The 17,257-nt window shown below is 34.4% G+C and carries 13 protein-coding genes and 1 pseudogene; 6 read left to right on the top strand and 8 right to left on the bottom strand.

What is annotated here, in order from left to right; all coding sequences use genetic code 11:
• Positions 1-610: 610 nt before the first annotated feature.
• Positions 611-1,477 (bottom strand): SPFH domain-containing protein, encoded by an 867-nt coding sequence (locus F6K54_RS23075; RefSeq protein ID WP_293082484.1) that lies wholly within the window; start codon positions 1,475-1,477, stop codon positions 611-613.
• Positions 1,478-1,944: 467 nt separating this feature from the next.
• On the opposite strand from F6K54_RS23075, the gene F6K54_RS23070 reads away from it, so the two are divergent.
• Positions 1,945-3,189 (top strand): transposase, encoded by a 1,245-nt coding sequence (locus tag F6K54_RS23070; protein WP_293082481.1) that lies wholly within the window; start codon positions 1,945-1,947, stop codon positions 3,187-3,189.
• Between the two features lie 81 nt (positions 3,190-3,270).
• On the top strand, positions 3,271-3,708 hold the full coding sequence (locus F6K54_RS23065) for a hypothetical protein (protein WP_293082478.1): 438 nt from the start codon (positions 3,271-3,273) through the stop codon (positions 3,706-3,708).
• A gap of 6 nt (positions 3,709-3,714) precedes the next feature.
• Here F6K54_RS23065 and F6K54_RS23060 read toward each other — a convergent pair whose 3' ends face one another.
• The 3 genes from F6K54_RS23060 to F6K54_RS23050 form a co-directional block, all read right to left on the bottom strand.
• Positions 3,715-4,185, bottom strand: a complete 471-nt coding sequence (locus tag F6K54_RS23060) for a DNA-binding protein (RefSeq protein ID WP_293082476.1) — start codon at positions 4,183-4,185, stop codon at positions 3,715-3,717.
• Positions 4,186-5,820: 1,635 nt separating this feature from the next.
• Positions 5,821-6,279 (bottom strand): COP23 domain-containing protein, encoded by a 459-nt coding sequence (locus F6K54_RS23055; RefSeq protein WP_293082473.1) that lies wholly within the window; start codon positions 6,277-6,279, stop codon positions 5,821-5,823.
• 917 nt (positions 6,280-7,196) lie between these two features.
• The gene (locus F6K54_RS23050) at positions 7,197-7,916 is read right to left on the bottom strand and encodes a dienelactone hydrolase family protein (RefSeq protein WP_293082471.1); all 720 of its coding nucleotides are present in this window, start codon (positions 7,914-7,916) and stop codon (positions 7,197-7,199) included.
• A 393-nt stretch (positions 7,917-8,309) separates the two neighbouring features.
• On the opposite strand from F6K54_RS23050, the gene F6K54_RS23045 reads away from it, so the two are divergent.
• From F6K54_RS23045 to F6K54_RS23030, 4 genes are all read left to right on the top strand, one after another.
• Positions 8,310-9,323 (top strand): Gfo/Idh/MocA family protein, encoded by a 1,014-nt coding sequence (locus tag F6K54_RS23045; RefSeq protein WP_293082468.1) that lies wholly within the window; start codon positions 8,310-8,312, stop codon positions 9,321-9,323.
• An 825-nt stretch (positions 9,324-10,148) separates the two neighbouring features.
• A complete protein-coding gene (locus tag F6K54_RS23040; RefSeq protein ID WP_293082421.1) occupies positions 10,149-12,068 on the top strand; it encodes a hypothetical protein in 1,920 nt (639 codons plus the stop codon).
• Positions 12,065-12,277 (top strand): hypothetical protein, encoded by a 213-nt coding sequence (locus tag F6K54_RS23035; RefSeq protein ID WP_202223561.1) that lies wholly within the window; start codon positions 12,065-12,067, stop codon positions 12,275-12,277. The genes F6K54_RS23040 and F6K54_RS23035 overlap by 4 nt, the downstream gene beginning before the upstream one ends.
• A 115-nt stretch (positions 12,278-12,392) precedes the next feature.
• Positions 12,393-12,968: a hypothetical protein gene (locus tag F6K54_RS23030; RefSeq protein WP_293082414.1), complete on the top strand. Its 576-nt coding sequence runs from the start codon at positions 12,393-12,395 to the stop codon at positions 12,966-12,968.
• 186 nt (positions 12,969-13,154) lie between these two features.
• On the opposite strand, the gene F6K54_RS23025 is transcribed toward F6K54_RS23030, so the two are convergent.
• The 4 genes and pseudogenes from F6K54_RS23025 to F6K54_RS23010 form a co-directional block, all read right to left on the bottom strand.
• Complete coding sequence (locus tag F6K54_RS23025; protein ID WP_293082411.1) at positions 13,155-13,547, bottom strand: hypothetical protein; 393 nt, start codon at positions 13,545-13,547, stop codon at positions 13,155-13,157.
• 1,053 nt (positions 13,548-14,600) lie between these two features.
• Positions 14,601-15,815, bottom strand: coding sequence for a CapA family protein (locus F6K54_RS23020; protein ID WP_293082408.1), 1,215 nt, complete (start codon positions 15,813-15,815; stop codon positions 14,601-14,603).
• Positions 15,816-16,407: 592 nt separating this feature from the next.
• Positions 16,408-16,584 (bottom strand): hypothetical protein, encoded by a 177-nt coding sequence (locus F6K54_RS23015; RefSeq protein WP_293082406.1) that lies wholly within the window; start codon positions 16,582-16,584, stop codon positions 16,408-16,410.
• Between the two features lie 111 nt (positions 16,585-16,695).
• Positions 16,696-17,257, bottom strand: a pseudogene (locus F6K54_RS23010) (photosystem II q(b) protein); the annotation flags it as partial.

The raw sequence follows: 17,257 nt of genomic DNA, 5'->3' as shown, positions 1-17,257 counted from the left end.
TTTAAAAATGTTAAGTGATTATCTTGATTTAATGCGTAGCAACTGTTCACTTCCCACATATTTACCCCAACTAAACTCTAATAAAAGTTTGATAAAAATTGATGAAATATCAACACTTTAGAAACAAGTGGTGATGATAGTTATTCTGCCTTATTCAAAGCTGCGAAAAATATACTTTTCAAAGATGTTGGTAAAAAATATTTAGACTTTTTATTATTACCGAAATAGCATCTCTCAGGCTAGATATATTTGCCAATTGTACTATGTCTATTTCGCTTAATATAAGCATCATAAAAATATTCTTATCAAAATAATATAGGTCTAAAACCCCGCCTTTTAAGGCGCAATATTTTTGGAGCGGAACTCAATTCCCCTACTTCCCCTCCTGGGAGTGGGAGGGGCGAGGGGTGGGTTGACTTCTGACTTCTGACTTCTAATTCTGACTTTGTTAACCCTTGTTTCTATATTCCTTTCCCAATATCTATGAAACACAATACTAATAGACATCTCCAAAAATCAAAAAGACAATCAATTATTATCCATAAATTATCAATTGTTCTTCCCTTTTCCCAGCTCCGGTGTTCCCTGTTCCCTCTTTTGGAGGAGATGTCTAATCAGATTTTTTCAGTTTAGATGGTGAAATAGATATATCGTTTAGTTGAGAATAATCAGGAGAGTCTCCTACTAATTCAGCTAATGCTTCTGACATAGCTTTCGGGTCCATAAATAGAACCTTAGAATTAGCACTTTCACTTAATTTCTGATTAGTTTCTAAATACCTTTGAGCAATCAGAAATTGCATAAATTCTGGACTATCTGGGCGCAAATTTAAAATTTTGGAAAGAACATCTATAGACTCTGCTTGTCCTTGAGCTTTAGCAATAGCAGCTCTTTTTTGTCCCTCTGCTTGTTCAAGCATGGCTTTTTTCTCACTTAAAGCCACCCTTTCTGACTCCATCGCTGCTTTCACGTTTTCAGGGAAAATAATATTTTGAACTTCCACACGAATCACCTTGACACCCCAACTAGAGGTAGCTTCATCCAATTTCTTCAACAAAGCTTTATCAATTTCATCTTTTGAAGATAAAACTTCTTGAAGTGGCAAGCGACCAATTTCAGAACGCAGAGAAGTTAAAACAATATTATCAATAGCATTTTCTACATCTTCAATTGCATAATATGCTCTCTCCATTTCTATAATCTGCCAGTACACTACTGCATCTACTTGCAAAGTTAAATTATCTTTAGTAATGACTGACTGAGGGTCGATATCCAAGACCCTTTCGCGGATGGTATCAACGTGAGCTATTTTTTCCAGTAGAGGTAAAACAAACTGAAGTCCAGGCTTCAAAGTACGCTTATACTTACCTAAGCGTTCTACTAAAGCCTCATCTCCTTCATCAATAACTTTCACAGATGAATTAACCGTATAACCAATTATTGCAGTTGCTATAAGAGCCACAAGATATTGAAGCATAAGATGTTATAAATTAGGTTCATTATTTTGATACTAGCATTATCAATTCAAAAGTAGTCAAGTCAAAGGTTAACTATTTTCTTTTTGGCTGTTGATATTTGGACTTAAACGAAAAATTTTAGCCCCAATCAAGCCTAAACCGTCGAAGCTATTGTTTTACCCTTTCTTTCACAAATAACAGGACTTACGCAAAAGGTAAAATTATACACCATTTGTAGGGGTTAACGGGCGTTAAACTCTACCATGTGTGGTGGTTATGTATAAGTCCTGAAATAAGTAGAAAATCTAAAATTATTAATAATTGTCTCAATAATCACAGTTTTTGGTTTTTACGAAAAAAGGACGAAAGTTTGAAAGCCACGTCTTTTTAAAGCGTGGATGAAAAACGAACGGGCGATTTTAATCACCTTAAAAAGTTGTCATTTTTTATTCTTTAATGTTATCATAATAGTCTGGAGGTAATAAAGATGTATGGATGTCAACAACAGTTAATTAAAAGTTCAGAAAATCTCCCGTTTTTAGAATACTTATGTATCACAGCAAATAAGCTTATTAATTGCGGGATTTATTTAGCCAGACAATGGTATTTTAAGTTTGGATATATTACAGGAAAATACGACTTAGAAAAAAAGCTAAAGTCCAATATAAATTATAACTTTTTGTATTCTCAAGCAGCACAACAAACTCTTAGAGGGGTAGCAGAAGCATTTAAGTCCTATAAAGAACTTTCTAAGAAGCACAAAAAAGGAGAATTAACCGATAAGCCTCAATTGCCTAAATACCGTAAAAAAGGAGGAATGGAAGTTGTAACTTACCCCAAACAAGCTTTAAAGTTGGAAAAGGGTAAAGTTAAAGTACCTCTAGGACGAAAGGTTAAAGTAGCATTTAAAATTGACAGTTTTTTCTTAGATTTTCCTAGTAATCTTGAGTTTAAAGAAATCAGAGAAATTAGGATTCTACCCCGTAACCGTTGCTTTTATATCCAATGGGTTTATGAGTTAAAAGCTGATAAACCGCAGTTAGATAAAGCCAAAGTCTTAGGCATTGACCACGGGGTAGATAATTGGTTAAGTTGTATCTCAAATGTAGGGACAAGTTTCATTATTGATGGTAAACACCTTAAGTCAAAAAATCAATGGTACAACAAACAAATTGCGACAATTAAAGAAGGTAAACCCCAAGGATTTTGGTCAAAAAAACTAGCTTGCATAACTGAGAAACGTAATCGACAAATGCACGATGCTGTTAATAAAGCAGCAAGATTAGTTATCAACAACTGCTTAAAATATGGCATTGGCCGAATAGTTTTTGGTTGGAATAAAGGACAAAAAAATAGTATTAACATTGGAGGCAAAAACAACCAAAAGTTTGTACAAATCCCTACAGCAAAACTGAAAGAACGGATTAGTCAGTTATGCGAATTATACGGCATAGAGTTGATAGAAACCGAAGAATCCTACACCTCACAAGCATCGTTTTTAGATGGTGATTTCCTGCCAACTATCGGTGAAAAACCCAAAAGCTGGAAAGCATCTGGAAAACGAATTAAACGAGGTTTATATCAAACTCAATGCGGTTTATTAGTAAATGCAGATATTAATGGCGCAGCGAATATCCTCAAAAAAGTAGCGACAACTTTGAAATTTTCTCTCAAAGAAGTCAGTAGAGGCACTTTGATAATGCCTTTAAGAATCCACTTTTGGATTGCTTAAGAATTCCCGGACTTTTAGGTCGGGAAGTATCAATTAAATTAGTTAGTTAATAATCTGAAATTTTATTCTTGAGGAGTATATATGGTAAATGCTGCAGAACAGGCCAAAAATTTTAAAGTAGCTAGTAAAATTGCTTCAGTAGTAAATTTATTTAAGTCCCAATTTGTAGATGTTAAGGTCGATCTTAAGCCCTGGATGAATGACCCAGATACTTTGGAGTTGGTTGACCCAGATTCTATAGATATTGGTTTTCATTTGCCTGGTAGAAGTCGGTCTCTCGAAAGTCGTTGTTTATTGGTGCAAATTCGTTTATATCAAGATCCTATTGAAGCTTATTCTCGTGTAATTGGAGTGGAAGTTGCTGGTTACGATCATCGTGGAGAACAATGGAAATTATCAACGGTGGGTGGCTGGCGTTTTGTGGGAAATACCCAACCCACAACAGAATCTGCTGCCAAACTGAAATACTTCTGTCGGCAGATTTTTGAGCTCTTCAATAATGATGATTTGGCTGCTTAATTGAGATTAGCCAAAACCTTTTGGTTCTCGGTCTTGGAAAATTTTACGAGTAATTTGAACGTCTGGCTCTACTTCTATCCATAAGCGCGCTCCCCCTGCCTGACTTTTGTTAGGCTTGTGGGGGTGATATACAATTTTGCAGGGTCCTAATATTTCCGCTTCGTGGCAGTAATCGTTTCGTCCCCCTATCTTAACCGCAATTGCTGGATCAGTTGTACCATTATCTCGATTATCATCTATCACTTTTCGCAGCACATGAATAAAGGTATTGCCTGTACGTTTTCCTTTATTCCAAGTTCCTTCCGGCCCTCGACTACCAGAACTAATTTCTGGCATTCCACGACCATTTAGAGGAATTATCCAAAATCTTTTAACTTTTCGCGCTCCTTTAACCCGTCCTTGTTTTAACAGAACTCTGAGTCTAGCTGTAGATATATTTAAAAGGAATGCTGCTTCTGTAGTACCTATTTCTGTCATTATGTTCTCCTTAACTCATTCGCAATAGTTTATATTTTCACATTTTAAACTAGATTACATTAAAAATTTAGGTAGTTCTGAAATAATTTCTTGGTTATTTCGGAAAGACTTAAGCTTTATTATAAAAAAATTAAGAAAATTATTCAGAGCCTATAGCACGCAAAAGAGTTGGTTAGGGTATCGAATAATAATGAATCGAATCAGGGGAAAAAATTTCCCCGTTGTTCCCTATTTACCAAAAAATTGGGTTTAAAGCCTTCCCCTTTTAGCTATCCATTACCCACAACTTTCTTAACAGAAAAAGGCGTTGCTGATTCTGGGTATAATTTGATAATTTTATATTTTGGATTTTGTATTTTGGATGGTTTGAACTACTTGTTAATATTAACTGTTCCCTGTTCCCAACTGCGGTGTTCCCTATTCCCTATAAACCTACTTTCATACCTTAATTCAGCAATGCCCAGAAAAATTTACCGAAAAATTGGGTTTAAAGCCTCCCCCTTTTAGGGGGACTTTATGTTATGATCGAAACAGCGGAAAGGTATTCAACCGCTCTAAAAACCTATAGCTACTTAACTGTAGCGTTTGCACCTTGAAAACTGCGGTCAGACCCCGCGTCGCCGTTAGGCGCAAGGGAATGCTGACCAAGAGAAGAGTTATGGGGTTTTGCACAGGAATGCTTGTGCATAGAAAAGCTCTAAGCATCAAGTACCAGAGAACCAATTTTTTTAGGTTTAAACTGTACCGTAGGGCATACGGGAACAGGCTCTTGGAATAGAGCAAACGCGCAGGCGTGAGAACCATCTCTGGCTTAGGTATCGTCAGGTATCTGATTTAAGTGGACTCATTGAACCAAGAATCCTGGTTTCAGGAGAATCCCCGCACCTTTAGGTCGGGGAGTATGTCAAAAAAGGAAGTAATTATGTAATGGAGTATGGAGAAAAAGTCACCAGTGACTTTAGTTTAAAAACATCAGAAGAAAGAGAGATTGAAAAAGCCTCATTTTCTAGAATTGATGTTCGATAAAAATAGAAATAAGGGGATAGCATGAGGCAATGGTTAATTAATTAGATAAGTAGATAAAAAATAATTTTGCCTACCTACTTGAGCCGAGTTTCAAACAAATAATTAGGGTTTGCGCTCAAAAGTCTTTTAGTCGGGGGAGGAGACAGGAGACAGGAGACAGGAGAAATGGCTTGGGAGCGAGGAGGTAGGAGTAACAATTGTAAGAATGATTTTTCTGCCATAATCGTCGCAAAATACTAGCTTTTTGAGCTTTTTTCGCTGAAAAACTGGCACTTTTTTAGACCAAAAAATTCTAAAACCAATATCAGTCAATGCTTTTAGATTTAATCAGCAAGCCCTAATTTGATCATGTCCAGTTGAACAATTTTAAATAATTAGAGAGGAGTCAGTTAGTTAGGAGAAAAGAGAAGAGAAAAAGGAGAAAGTAACCCTTGTATAAGAGGATAAAGGCAGAAGGAAAAAAATTAAGGTTGTGAGGTACAAAGGAATTATCGCGCTATTATCAGGACTTGATATTTAGTTGTGCTTGATTAAGTATTCCAGCCCATTGTTTGTAGAAATTCTATCGCTACATCTACATAACATTTTTTCTGCTCAATACTTATTCCTTTAATAAATGGTAATTGGTGGTAAATTTGGCTGAGGATTAGTAACTCTTCTCAATAATTCTTGTCTAGCTTGTTGAGGATTTTGACCATTAGGAATTTGATATAATAATCTACAAGAACCATCTTGAGGATTAGCAGCACAAATCATTGGCTGCCCGTTTTTAGAAATACTTACAGTGATACTTCGATATCCATTTCTTTGTTGGGCAGATAAAATTCCAGATACTCTAGTACATCTAGTCAGAGCATCTTCTCCTGATTCGGTAAAATAATTATTAGAGTTCCAGAGAATAATTGGAATATTTTGGCCTTGTTTAGTGGCTATTGTTGCTGGAGTTGCCCCGATTCTCCCACAGAAAAAATTTGTAGTTTGAGCTTCAGCAGAACGATTATTTATAGGAAGATTTAAAAATCCAATTACTGTGGCAGCAACAATAGAAGTTAATGATAAAATTTTCATTGATTATAATCTACATAGATAACAATATGTAAGCATTCAGCTAGCCTCCTCCGGAGGAACTACGTTAACAGCAATTAGTAATGAATAATTACTTCTCAGGTTTTGTCCACGGACTTTGGCAGTAACTTTTTATTCTTTTTTTATTTCAAAGGTTGCTTTTACGCAGACCCAAAATTAATAGCTGATAACGCAGTTCCTCCTATAGGAGGCTAGCTAATAGCTGACGGCTGTTTGCGCAGCATTCCGCAGGAAATACTTACAACAATACTAATATTCTATAAATTTATATATAGTTCTTGACTGTCAGTAATGGCATTTAAGCAAAATTTTTTTTTAGTATAGCTGGGAAATTCTGGAAGTTCTGATTATCAGTGATTTTTGTGTAGTTATCATTTCTAATTAATAAATTACTTGCTTTGCTTATATTCCTTATTCAATTTATTATCTGCCTTAACTTCGGTTCAGGAAAACCTTCCCAATAATGGTAGTTAATCAACCAGATTTAACGAAGTCAGAAGTCAGAAGTCATAAGTCATAAGTTATTTTTGTAACGGGAATTTGAGCAAGGCTCCAAAAATATTGCGCCTTAAAAGGCGGGGTTTTAGACCTACATTATTTTGATAATCCAATACGGTTCAGTTAAGGATTTTTTTTGCAGTTCTGTAGTTTGAAAAACCTATCTAATGGTTCCATATTATAGGAGTTTTCGTCTTAACTGAACCGTATTGAGATATAATCTGGAATAATCAATTTATCAAAATAATTGGGTCGCGCAACCCTGCCTTTTAAGGCGAAATATTTTTGGAGAGTTGCTCAAATCCCCGTTACAAAAATAACTTCTAACTTCTGACTTCTGACTTCTGACTTCGTTATTGGGAGTGGGTTAAAAAATAGCGATTAAGTATCAAACTAAAAATTTAGTCAAGATATTTTTGGAAAAATTCCATAGTGCGACTTTGGGCAAGATTAGTAGTTTCTAAGTTATAGTCTTTTCCTTCTATCCGAGCAAAGCCATGATTAACATTTGAATAAGAATGTATTGTTACTAAAGGATAATTACTCAGTTCAATTTTTAGTTGAGACTGAATTTCTGGAGAAACATATTCATCTTTTTCAGCAAGATGAAGCATTAATGGATTTTGAATATTAGCCGCTTCATCAAGATTTTTTTCTATGGCAACTCCGTAATAACTAACATTACATTCTGCTTGGGAACGGGTAGCCATTAAATAAGCGAGTTTTCCTCCTAAACAAAAACCTACACTGCCAATTTTGCCAGTACATTCTGGTAATTCTTTGAGAGTTTTCATTGTAGAAATTAAATCATCAATTCCTTTATTTTCATCAAAATTTTGGTAAAGTTCAAATGCTTTTTGCCAGTCATCCTCAGAGCTATCGGTAAGTTCAATATCTGCTTCTTGACGCCAAAATAAATCAGGTACTATTGCCACATAACCTGCTTGAGCATATTCATCAGCTATATTGCGCATTACTTCATTAACTCCAAAAATTTCTTGGATAATTATTAATCCAGGAGCAGGTGTAGAAGTAGGTGTTTTTAAGTAAGCGGAAAAAGTCTCGCCGTTATTGCTGGGAATTGTAATTTTCATCTTGCTTAATTGATTTGATATTGGCATGATTTTTATAAATTACTTTAACATTAGTTAGTCAATTTAGTTAACCTCTTGAAATAGAGACTCTGGGTTTCAGTAATAATTCATTATCATATAGCTTAATGCTTACCTTTTTTCTTCCTTCTTCCTTTTCTTCAAAAATATATTTATAATCCAAACGTAGATGCTATATATCTGAGAAATATCTATTTCTTAGTTGAGATTTTTGATTCCAGAAAAAATTTAACTTATTTAAACAATGATTACTAAATTATTAAGTTAAATTGGATGAAAATTATCCATAATAAAATTACAAGGATATTTAGGAGTGGACTTCTAAAAAAAATACTTGACAAAAATTATAAGTTTTGTTACAAAAATTTTAAAAATTAATATACTTTAAGAGGATTTTAGATTGTGAAAGTAGCGATTGTTGGTTTTGGATTTAATGCAGAGAAAGCCCATGTACCAGTATACAGAGAGCGTTCTGATATTCATCTCACAGCAGTAGTAGATCCAGTAACATCTAGACGTGCAGCAGCCCTTCGACAATATGCAAATATCCGAGTTTATGAACAATTTAGCGATCTATTAGAAGAATATTCTAGTGAAATAGATGTAATAGATATTTGTTTGCCTAATACTTTTCATGTAGAAAATATTAAACAAGCATTAGCAGCAGATAAGCACGTCTTATGTGAAAAACCATTAGTTTTAAATAAAGCTGAGTATTATGAATTAATCAATATAGCAAACGAACGAAAACGTATTTTATATCCATGTCATAACTATAAATTTGCTCCGTCAATAGTTCACGCTGCTTACTTAATTAATTCAGGTGAAATAGGAACACCTTTATTTGCGTCATTTAATATATTTGGTGTAGGTTTTCAACCAGGTGTACGGGGAAAAGACAATGAACTATCTGGTGGTGGTATAATGATAGACCATGGTTTAGATGCAATTTCTGTTGCTCAAACTTTATTTGGTGGTTTCCCTCAACGTATATCTGCACATACTAGAAGTTTTAATGAAACAAATAATCAACTTGAAGATGTAGCTGTTTTTTGTTTAGATTGGGAGAACAAATTAATCAATATTAGTGTCAGTTCTTTAGGTTCTATTCCAAAAGCTTATTACAGAATTCAGGGAACAGAAGGAGAAATTAGTATCGAGAATAATGATGTATTTTTAAGCGTTAAAGATAAACCAGTTCAACACATTTTTGTACCTACATATTTTGACGATCCTGGTCATACTAATTGGTTTAATGGATTGATTGAAAATTTTCTAGATTGTGCTAATAATCCAGATACTGAACCATTCTCTTTGATGGAAGCTGGTTTAGTTCTAGAGATAGCTGAAAAAGCTAGTCATTCTAGTAATAATGGAGGTAGTTGGATGGGAATAGAATTTACTACTAAGTCATAACAAATGGTTGGTTGATTTGTAAGCATTTCCTGCGGAATGCTACGCAAACAGCTATTAGCTGTCAGCTGTCAGCTCTCATGAGGAAGTTTAAATAGGGTTTGCGTATGGAAAGTATGAGTGGTGGGGGTAGGAGTCAGGAGACAGGAGACAGGAGACAGGAGAAATGGGTATGGGAGCGAGGAGGCAGTAGTAAGAATTATCCCTTGATTTTTCTGCCATAGTCAGTCCAAAATCCTAACTTTTTGAGCTGCCGGAAGACGAAAACCCTATACTTTTTAAAGACCTAAAAAAGCTAAAGTATCTATATATCAATGCTTTGATATTTAATCAGCAACCCCTAAATAAATATAGACTTTAAAGCTGACTTTGGTAATAAGTATAAATTATACCTAAATTAGTAAAGCTTTTATCTCAAACTAAAGGCAATAGCTGAAGTGCTGTTTGCGTAGCATCCCGCAGGGAAGTCCTGACAGCTAAATGCTTACGTTAATTTATCAAAATGTTGGCATTTATACCCGCGCTCTCCTTTAAGGGAGTGTCGGGAGAATGTCAATAATGTTGCTCTACAATAATATACTAAGGGTTTAGCAATAGGAAAATTTGAATTCTCAACTATATAGGGCTTGTTGAATAAAATTGTAATCAATACCTGTAAAGGCTTCCAGGGTTAAATATTGCTGAGGGGGTGCAAGGTTTTTGGCTGTTGTAGCCTCAAAATGCTAATACTTTTCCCTGACAATGCCGAAAATTTGGCCGTAGCAAATAGTCTAAACTGTTGCCTGTTGCCTACCCTCACCCATAAGACTTTTTCAGCAAACCCTAACTATGTTATCCAAAAAATTTCCGAAGTCTCACCGTTCACGTTTACTATTAGTAAGTGAACGAATTATGGCATTACTAATTCTTGCTAATGTAATGTTAGTAATATTTGATGTTACCTATATAAAAATCCGTCATTGGTACTTAAAAATAGATTTATATCTACAAACAATTACTGATACTCCTCAAAAAAAATATCTCCAAAAAGTAGATAAGCTACAAGAAGAGTTAGAAAAAAATGGTTTAGAGTCACCAATAGTAGAAAATTTATTAGGCGATTTACGCATTAGTAGCTTTGAAATTTTCATTAATCGCCCTCCATTTAAAGTCATTGATAATTATGGAAATTTAGCAAAAATTCGGCAAATATTCACTACTCACACCAGAAAAGAAAGTTTTTCACAAGCAGTACAGATGTTTTGGGATGAAAATTACTTAGAAACACAAGGTTGGCAAAGTCAGTTAGAATTTTTCAACAGAAAAATTCGCCCTTTAATATTATTGTATGAGCCGAAATTACAGTATGATTTAATTAAAGGAATAAAGCCATTCCGAGATTCACAAAATTATCTAATTGCAGTTCGTGAACTGAAGATATTACTCGAAAAAAAAGGTCTGGAAGGAGAAGACATAGAACCTTTACTCAAAGAATTACGCGATCGTAGTACAGAATTAATTGATAAAGATTATGATTTCCAGATAGTTAATCAGATTGTAGTTTTAACTCAAATAAAATACCGGATGAAGCAACATATTTATAGTCAGATTCCAGATAGTAATATGAGTTTAACTCCTACTCTTCAAATTTTACAGTCATTAAACTTGCTCCAATATTTAGCACCAGAAATTTTGTTGGCAGATAAATCATCAAAAATAGCCTTTGATACCTTCTGGAGTAGTCAATATTTAGAAAGATATCAATGGGAAGAAGAGTTGGATTTTTTTTCAGAAAATATTCAGTTTTTAATGCACTCATTTTACTTTCGTGATTTGGGTAAAAATGGGGAATTTGTAGATAGATTTTGGTTAGTAGATTTACCTTGGATGATTATATTTTGGATAGAGTTTATTGGGCGGACTTTACTAATAAGTTGTCGTTCTAATTTAAGTTTGTGGGGGGCTGTTAAAAAGCGTTGGTATGATGTTTTTTTACTACAACCTTGGCTACCTTCACTGCGAATAATTACTGCATTTATTCGTTTACAGAAAGTTAAATTACCAGATATGAAAGAGTTATACACAAATATCCGATTCCAACTAATTGGTAGTTTTGCTAAGGAAATAATTCAAGTTGTGGTAAGTGGGAGTATCAATCAGCTTCAGAATAATATTAGTAAAGGTTCTCTAAAAAAAGCGATATTTGAATCAAAAAATAAATCAGATAAAGTTGGTGTAGATAAAAATGACCATGGAAATATTCAGGAAATTATTAACAATATACTTGAAGTGACTGCTTGTAGAGTTCTTCCAGAAATTTATCCAGATATTGAAGATTTTTTACGCTATCAGGTTGAACAGTCTATGCAGCAATTATCTATGTATAGACGTTTACAAAAAATACCTTTTTTACGTCGTTTACCGGATAAAATTGCTAATAATTTAGTGATACAAATATCAAGTACAATTGCGACAAGTCCACAAAAAATCTATCAAACAGATGTACCTCCAGACCCTGTTAGTATCAAACTTAGACAACAGTTAGTCAAGCAATTTACAACTAAGTTTCTATCAGAATTGCAAGACAAACAAACTTTTGAAGAAATAGAAGTTTTAATGATTAATTGGCTTGAAGAAATTAAAAATAGTTACGTTAAACCATCAAATCAAACTAATTTACAACCTGCGGAAACAACTATTCGGAAAATTATACCTACAGAAGTAATTGAGTTAAAAGCTGGAGATGAAAGTAATATAGAATCTGGTTGATAAAGTACCTTTTTGGGGAGATGGGGAGATGGGGAGATGGAGACCTACCCCTAACCTCTTCCAGGAGGGGAATTTGGGGAGATTCTTATATTTGCACAATTAAATGTATTTCAAATTATCAGGACTTACGCAAATTTACCTCGAAACCACCATCTGTAGGGGCGAATGGCATTCGCCCTCTATATGTAGAATCTCTGCGTAAGTCCTGACTATACTATTATATATACTAAAAAAACAATTAACTTATAAGCTAAAAAAAAGTTCTAAATTAATAGATAATTAATAGACAAAAGCTATGACTAAAATTTAGCTGGAGGTGTAAAAATGGATTTTCTGAGAAAGGTTGAATTAGGGGCGTTGGTTACACTACTAATTGCAATTGTAGGTTTAGCTGCCTATTTTGGTAAAATAGATGCAGAGGTTCAAAACCTTAAAGAGCGAGTCAAAGAGTTAAAACCTGATGAAATACAGAAAGCACAGAAAGAAGCTCTAGAAAATTTTAAGCAAGAAGTTGAAAACATAATTGAGGAAGGTAGAAGGGAAATTACCACTCAAGAAATTGAAAATGTTAGAGCAATTGTTACAAAGTCTGATGCTGATAAAATTTGCTCATCTAAACCTGGCTCAAAAGCTACTTATGTACCATTTTCGTATATTGGTAGGACTGGACAAGAGATTTGTGCTGCCAGTTATGGTGACTTGAAAAGTTGTTCTCAAGTGCCCTTTGTTTGGGTATCAAATAAGAATACGCACGGCAAATATGAAAAGAATGATAAGAAGTGTGGTGACCCTGTGCAAGCTCCGTGGCCGTGGATAAATCAGTATACAGAGCCGAATACTAATACGGTGAGAGACGGAAGACCCTATGCAGATAGTTGGGTTGTATGCTGCTTCAAGTAAAGGCATCATAGCAGAAGTAATACCAATTACCATAAACTTTGCCATATTTGGATTTTCTATTTATAAATATTATTTATTCGAGCAAACGCTTGATATTTGCGAACTTCAGTTATGAAGGAAAGTTATTTTTGCTAGAAATATTTGCGATAGACGGTGCGTTACATTTCATTAACGCACCCTACTGGATTAACCAGTGTAACCAAATACAGAGAGAGTTACAAAAAGGTCATTAAAGTCGGGTTTTGCATTAGAACCACCATCATTAGTGATGAAAGAGTATCGGTGCAAAAAGACTTCGCCTTTTTCTATAATAGCGTCTTCACCCACTAATATATCAGAACCTTCGGTTAGGGTGACAGTGTAATTTCCATCTCCTGCTGATGTGAAGCTACCACCACCGATATAGGTGAATACTCCACCACTTCTGCTGCTACCAGAAGCAGAAAATACTTCATTACCATTAGAGTCAACAATTTTTACTGTTTGATTACCACTTGATTGAGCAAATGCAGCAACTGTTACTAACTTGCCACTTGGGTTAATACTGATTTGTTGCGGACCAGTGGAAGAACTAGGCATAATCACCTCATATAGTGTTTGATATTAAAAAAAAGGATAATATGTTCACCTTTTCTAGTCTACTTAACTTTATTATTCGTAATACAGGTAAATAAATAAACGACTGAGGAGTCAGGAGTCAGGAGTTAGGAGTCAACCCACCCCTAACCCCTCCCAGGAGGGGAAGAAATAAGAAGAAAGAATAAAGAGGAGACAGTTTTTTTTATCACTAATTATCCGAACATGATATTACCGAATAATTAAGTTAAAAATCCTCTCCTTTAAAGGAGAAACAAGAAAATATTTTCTTTTTATTCAATCCTCTTCTTTTTAGGGAGAGGTAATTATCAATTATCAATTATTAATTATTGAAGCACCTAAACAAGGAACCGGGTTTATTGCCCTGGTTATTGTTTTTCAAATGAGTAAATTTTGCATTATAACGAGGTTTCTGCGTAAGCCCTGATTATGCTTTTCTTTACCGAATAATTAAGGTTTAAACCCTCTCCTTTAAACCCACATTCCGCACCACAAAGTGTAGCAGAAAAACAAAAGTTAAAAGTCAAAAGTCAAAAGTAAGAAATAAGAAGTAAGAAAAAAAATTCCTTAAGCATCAATCCTCTTCTTTTCAAGGAGAGGTCATTTAATTTATCAGTTATCAGTTATCAGTACCTCTGCAATAAGGAGGCTTGAAATATGGAGTATGCTCTTTTTTATACCCCCTTAAAAGGGAAGGCGCATACCCACAATTTTCCGGTAATTATTAATTATTAATTATTAATTATTGAACCCTTACTCCCTTTTTTAAGAAATTAATATGACTCTTCATTTGAGTTAAATATTTTTCTAGTCCAGTAGGGTGCGTTAGCGCAGCGTAACTGAGCGAAATATTTGGAAGAGGCGGTGCGTTACATTTCATTAACGCACCCTACTGGACTTATATTAAATCTGGATAATTACTATTACTATAATCTGCGTCATTGCAACTGGAACGGAGCGGAAGGAAGTAATCTCAGGGGTGAAACGAGATTGCTTCCTATCGTGGCAATGACAACTGTTCAACCGGATTCTATATTATTTATTTAACGAATTAATATGACTATTCATTTGAGTTAAATATTTTTCTAGCAACAAATAATCTCTAGACTTAAGTAAAGAATCATTCTTAGTATTAACAACTTCCTCTAATGGTAAAACCCGAAAGTTTAATTTTCCATTTTTTCGATAACGATGTACCCATGTCGGTAAAGCTTCTACACCAGAAATTTCAATAGTTTCTTCTGGAAAATTTTTCTGAATATTAACCTGAAAAATAACTCCCAATTTAGTATATTTTTTCGTTTGATTGGAAATAAAATTTCCCATAGAATAAATCGCAACTGCTTGACGAGTATCTCCACTTTCTGATGGAACATTAAATATTTTATAGGGTTGAACTACATGAGGATGACTACCCAAAATAATATCTGCTCCTCCATTAACCAAACTTTCCACTAATTGTTTTTGTTCAGTATTAGGTAGACGTTGATATTCTGCACCAAAATGTAGAGACACTGTCACAATATCTGCTCCTTTTTCTCTTGCCCTAGTAATATCTTGAATAATTTTTTGTTCGTCAATTAAATTTACCAAATAATCTTTCCCTTGAGGAATTGGGATGCCATTAGTGCCGTAAGTGTAAGCTAAAAAAGCCATCAAAATTTCATTTTTTTCCACTATTAAAATTTCTTGAGATTCTGCTAAAGATGCTGCTGTACCTACTGGATAAATCTCGCGATCGCGTAAATTTTCTAGAGTTTTCAACAGACCTTTTTCTCGTCTATCTAATGAATGATTATTAGCAGTAGTTAAAATATTAAAACCTGCCCATTTAATAGCATCAGCTAATGTTGCCGGAGCATTAAATAAAGGATATCCTGTATATCCAGATTCTGGTCCTGCTAATGTTGTTTCTAGATTACCAATTACCCAATCACCAGCAGATAAAATATCTTTTACTTCTGTGAAAAAACCTTGATAAGAATAAGTTTTAGTTTGAGAATTATAACCAGATTTGATTTGCATACCGTGCATCATAATATCTCCAACTGCCATTAATTTTGCCTCGGTAACGTAGGGAGTTACTTGAGGTGGTTGAGGTGATTCTACAGGTAAAGTTTCTGGTAGTTTTTCTGTTTGAGTTTCGGGGTATATATTGCAACTAGAAATAAATAGTATTCCACTCAGAAAAATCAACCTGATTAATTTATTATGCTCAAAATTCCTGAATTTATCGTTCCAAATAATCATCTTTAAATTTACTCAAGTTATTGATTTTTTTTTACACCTGTGAAGCACTTATGCTGAGGGCAGAAGTTTTGTAGTCAACATGAGTGAAAACCGCTATAATTTGACAGCAAAATTAATATGTGATATTAGTTTACTTTAGGAAATTTGATAAATAGCGATAATGAATTTCATTTTTTTTCAAGAAGGAATAATTAATAATTAATAATTAATAATTAGGGTTTGCTGATTAAATTTCAAATAATTACCAGATAAAGGTTTTAGCATTTTTAGGTATTGAAAAAGTACATGGTTTTCAGCTCTTCATGGTCATGCATGGAGCGCATTAAAGAGCGCATAGTTGGGCAAAAAAATTCTCCCCTACTCCCCTACTCCCCTACTCCCCCGCTCCCCTACTCCTTAAAAAGACTTTTTCAGCAAGCCCTAATTAGTCCTGTTGCTACTAAACTGCTCATTTTCTGTCCTGCTTTAGCTGCACAATCTGACTCATTTGTAGTAGAAACAGAATTGAACCTATCACACTAATAATATTTTTGCTAAAAACCCTAAATATTTTGATAATTAAAAGTGAAAAATCAAGCTTTTCAAGCATATTTTACTTAAATAAATAAGTTTGTTTAAAATAGTGGGATAGGTTCTTCCAAGCTGTGCTACCTCCTGGAGCATCTGTTACATTTTGTGCATTTACTTCTTTATTGAAAGACCCAAATATTAATGCCAGAGCTGTGCAAATAACAGATATTGGCTTTGTAATTTTGTGAGTAATTTTCATATTTATCCAACCTTTATCTTAAAATTTTTCATCCATCAAAGAAATCAAAAAAAAACCCTCCAAAAGGAGGGTTTTTTTTAATAATTTAAGATTCAATCAATCAACTAGAAATTAACCATTAATAGAAGGAGCTTCTACAGCAGCTAAATCTAGAGGGAAGTTGTGAGCGTTACGCTCGTGCATTACTTCCATACCTAAGTTAGCGCGGTTGATTACATCTGCCCAAGTATTTACCACACGACCACTAGAATCGATGATGGACTGGTTGAAGTTGAAACCATTCAAGTTGAAGGCCATTGTGGACACACCTAATGCTGTGAACCAGATACCTACTACTGGCCATGCTCCTAGGAAGAAGTGTAAGGAACGGCTGTTGTTGAATGACGCATATTGGAAGATTAAACGACCGAAGTAGCCGTGAGCTGCTACGATGTTGTAAGTTTCTTCTTCTTGACCGAACTTGTAACCGTAGTTCTGAGATTCTGTTTCAGTTGTTTCACGTACTAAGGAAGAAGTTACCAAAGAACCGTGCATTGCGCTGAATAAAGAACCACCGAATACACCTGCTACACCTAACATATGGAATGGGTGCATTAAGATGTTGTGCTCGGCCTGGAATACTAACATGAAGTTGAATGTTCCAGAGATTCCTAAAGGCATTCCATCAGAGAAG

Origin of the sequence: Okeania sp. SIO3B5, from assembly GCF_010692555.1 — a bacterium.
GTDB lineage: Bacteria > Cyanobacteriota > Cyanobacteriia > Cyanobacteriales > Microcoleaceae > Okeania.
The sequence above is the reverse complement of the archived record's forward strand: the minus strand, read 5'-3'. Positions and strand labels throughout refer to the sequence as shown.

Bases quoted from the DNA above. Each gene is read 5' to 3' on its own strand.
- F6K54_RS23050 (WP_293082471.1), bottom strand. From the start codon at position 7,916: ATGCCAATATCAAATCAATTAAGCAAGATGAAAATTACAATTCCCAGC.
- F6K54_RS23060 (WP_293082476.1), bottom strand. From the start codon at position 4,185: ATGACAGAAATAGGTACTACAGAAGCAGCATTCCTTTTAAATATATCT.
- F6K54_RS23015 (WP_293082406.1), bottom strand. From the start codon at position 16,584: ATGAAAATTACTCACAAAATTACAAAGCCAATATCTGTTATTTGCACA.
- F6K54_RS23075 (WP_293082484.1), bottom strand. From the start codon at position 1,477: ATGCTTCAATATCTTGTGGCTCTTATAGCAACTGCAATAATTGGTTAT.
- F6K54_RS23070 (WP_293082481.1), top strand. From the start codon at position 1,945: ATGTATGGATGTCAACAACAGTTAATTAAAAGTTCAGAAAATCTCCCG.
- F6K54_RS23020 (WP_293082408.1), bottom strand. From the start codon at position 15,815: ATGATTATTTGGAACGATAAATTCAGGAATTTTGAGCATAATAAATTA.
- F6K54_RS23025 (WP_293082411.1), bottom strand. From the start codon at position 13,547: ATGCCTAGTTCTTCCACTGGTCCGCAACAAATCAGTATTAACCCAAGT.
- F6K54_RS23065 (WP_293082478.1), top strand. From the start codon at position 3,271: ATGGTAAATGCTGCAGAACAGGCCAAAAATTTTAAAGTAGCTAGTAAA.
- F6K54_RS23030 (WP_293082414.1), top strand. From the start codon at position 12,393: ATGGATTTTCTGAGAAAGGTTGAATTAGGGGCGTTGGTTACACTACTA.
- F6K54_RS23055 (WP_293082473.1), bottom strand. From the start codon at position 6,279: ATGAAAATTTTATCATTAACTTCTATTGTTGCTGCCACAGTAATTGGA.
- F6K54_RS23040 (WP_293082421.1), top strand. From the start codon at position 10,149: ATGTTATCCAAAAAATTTCCGAAGTCTCACCGTTCACGTTTACTATTA.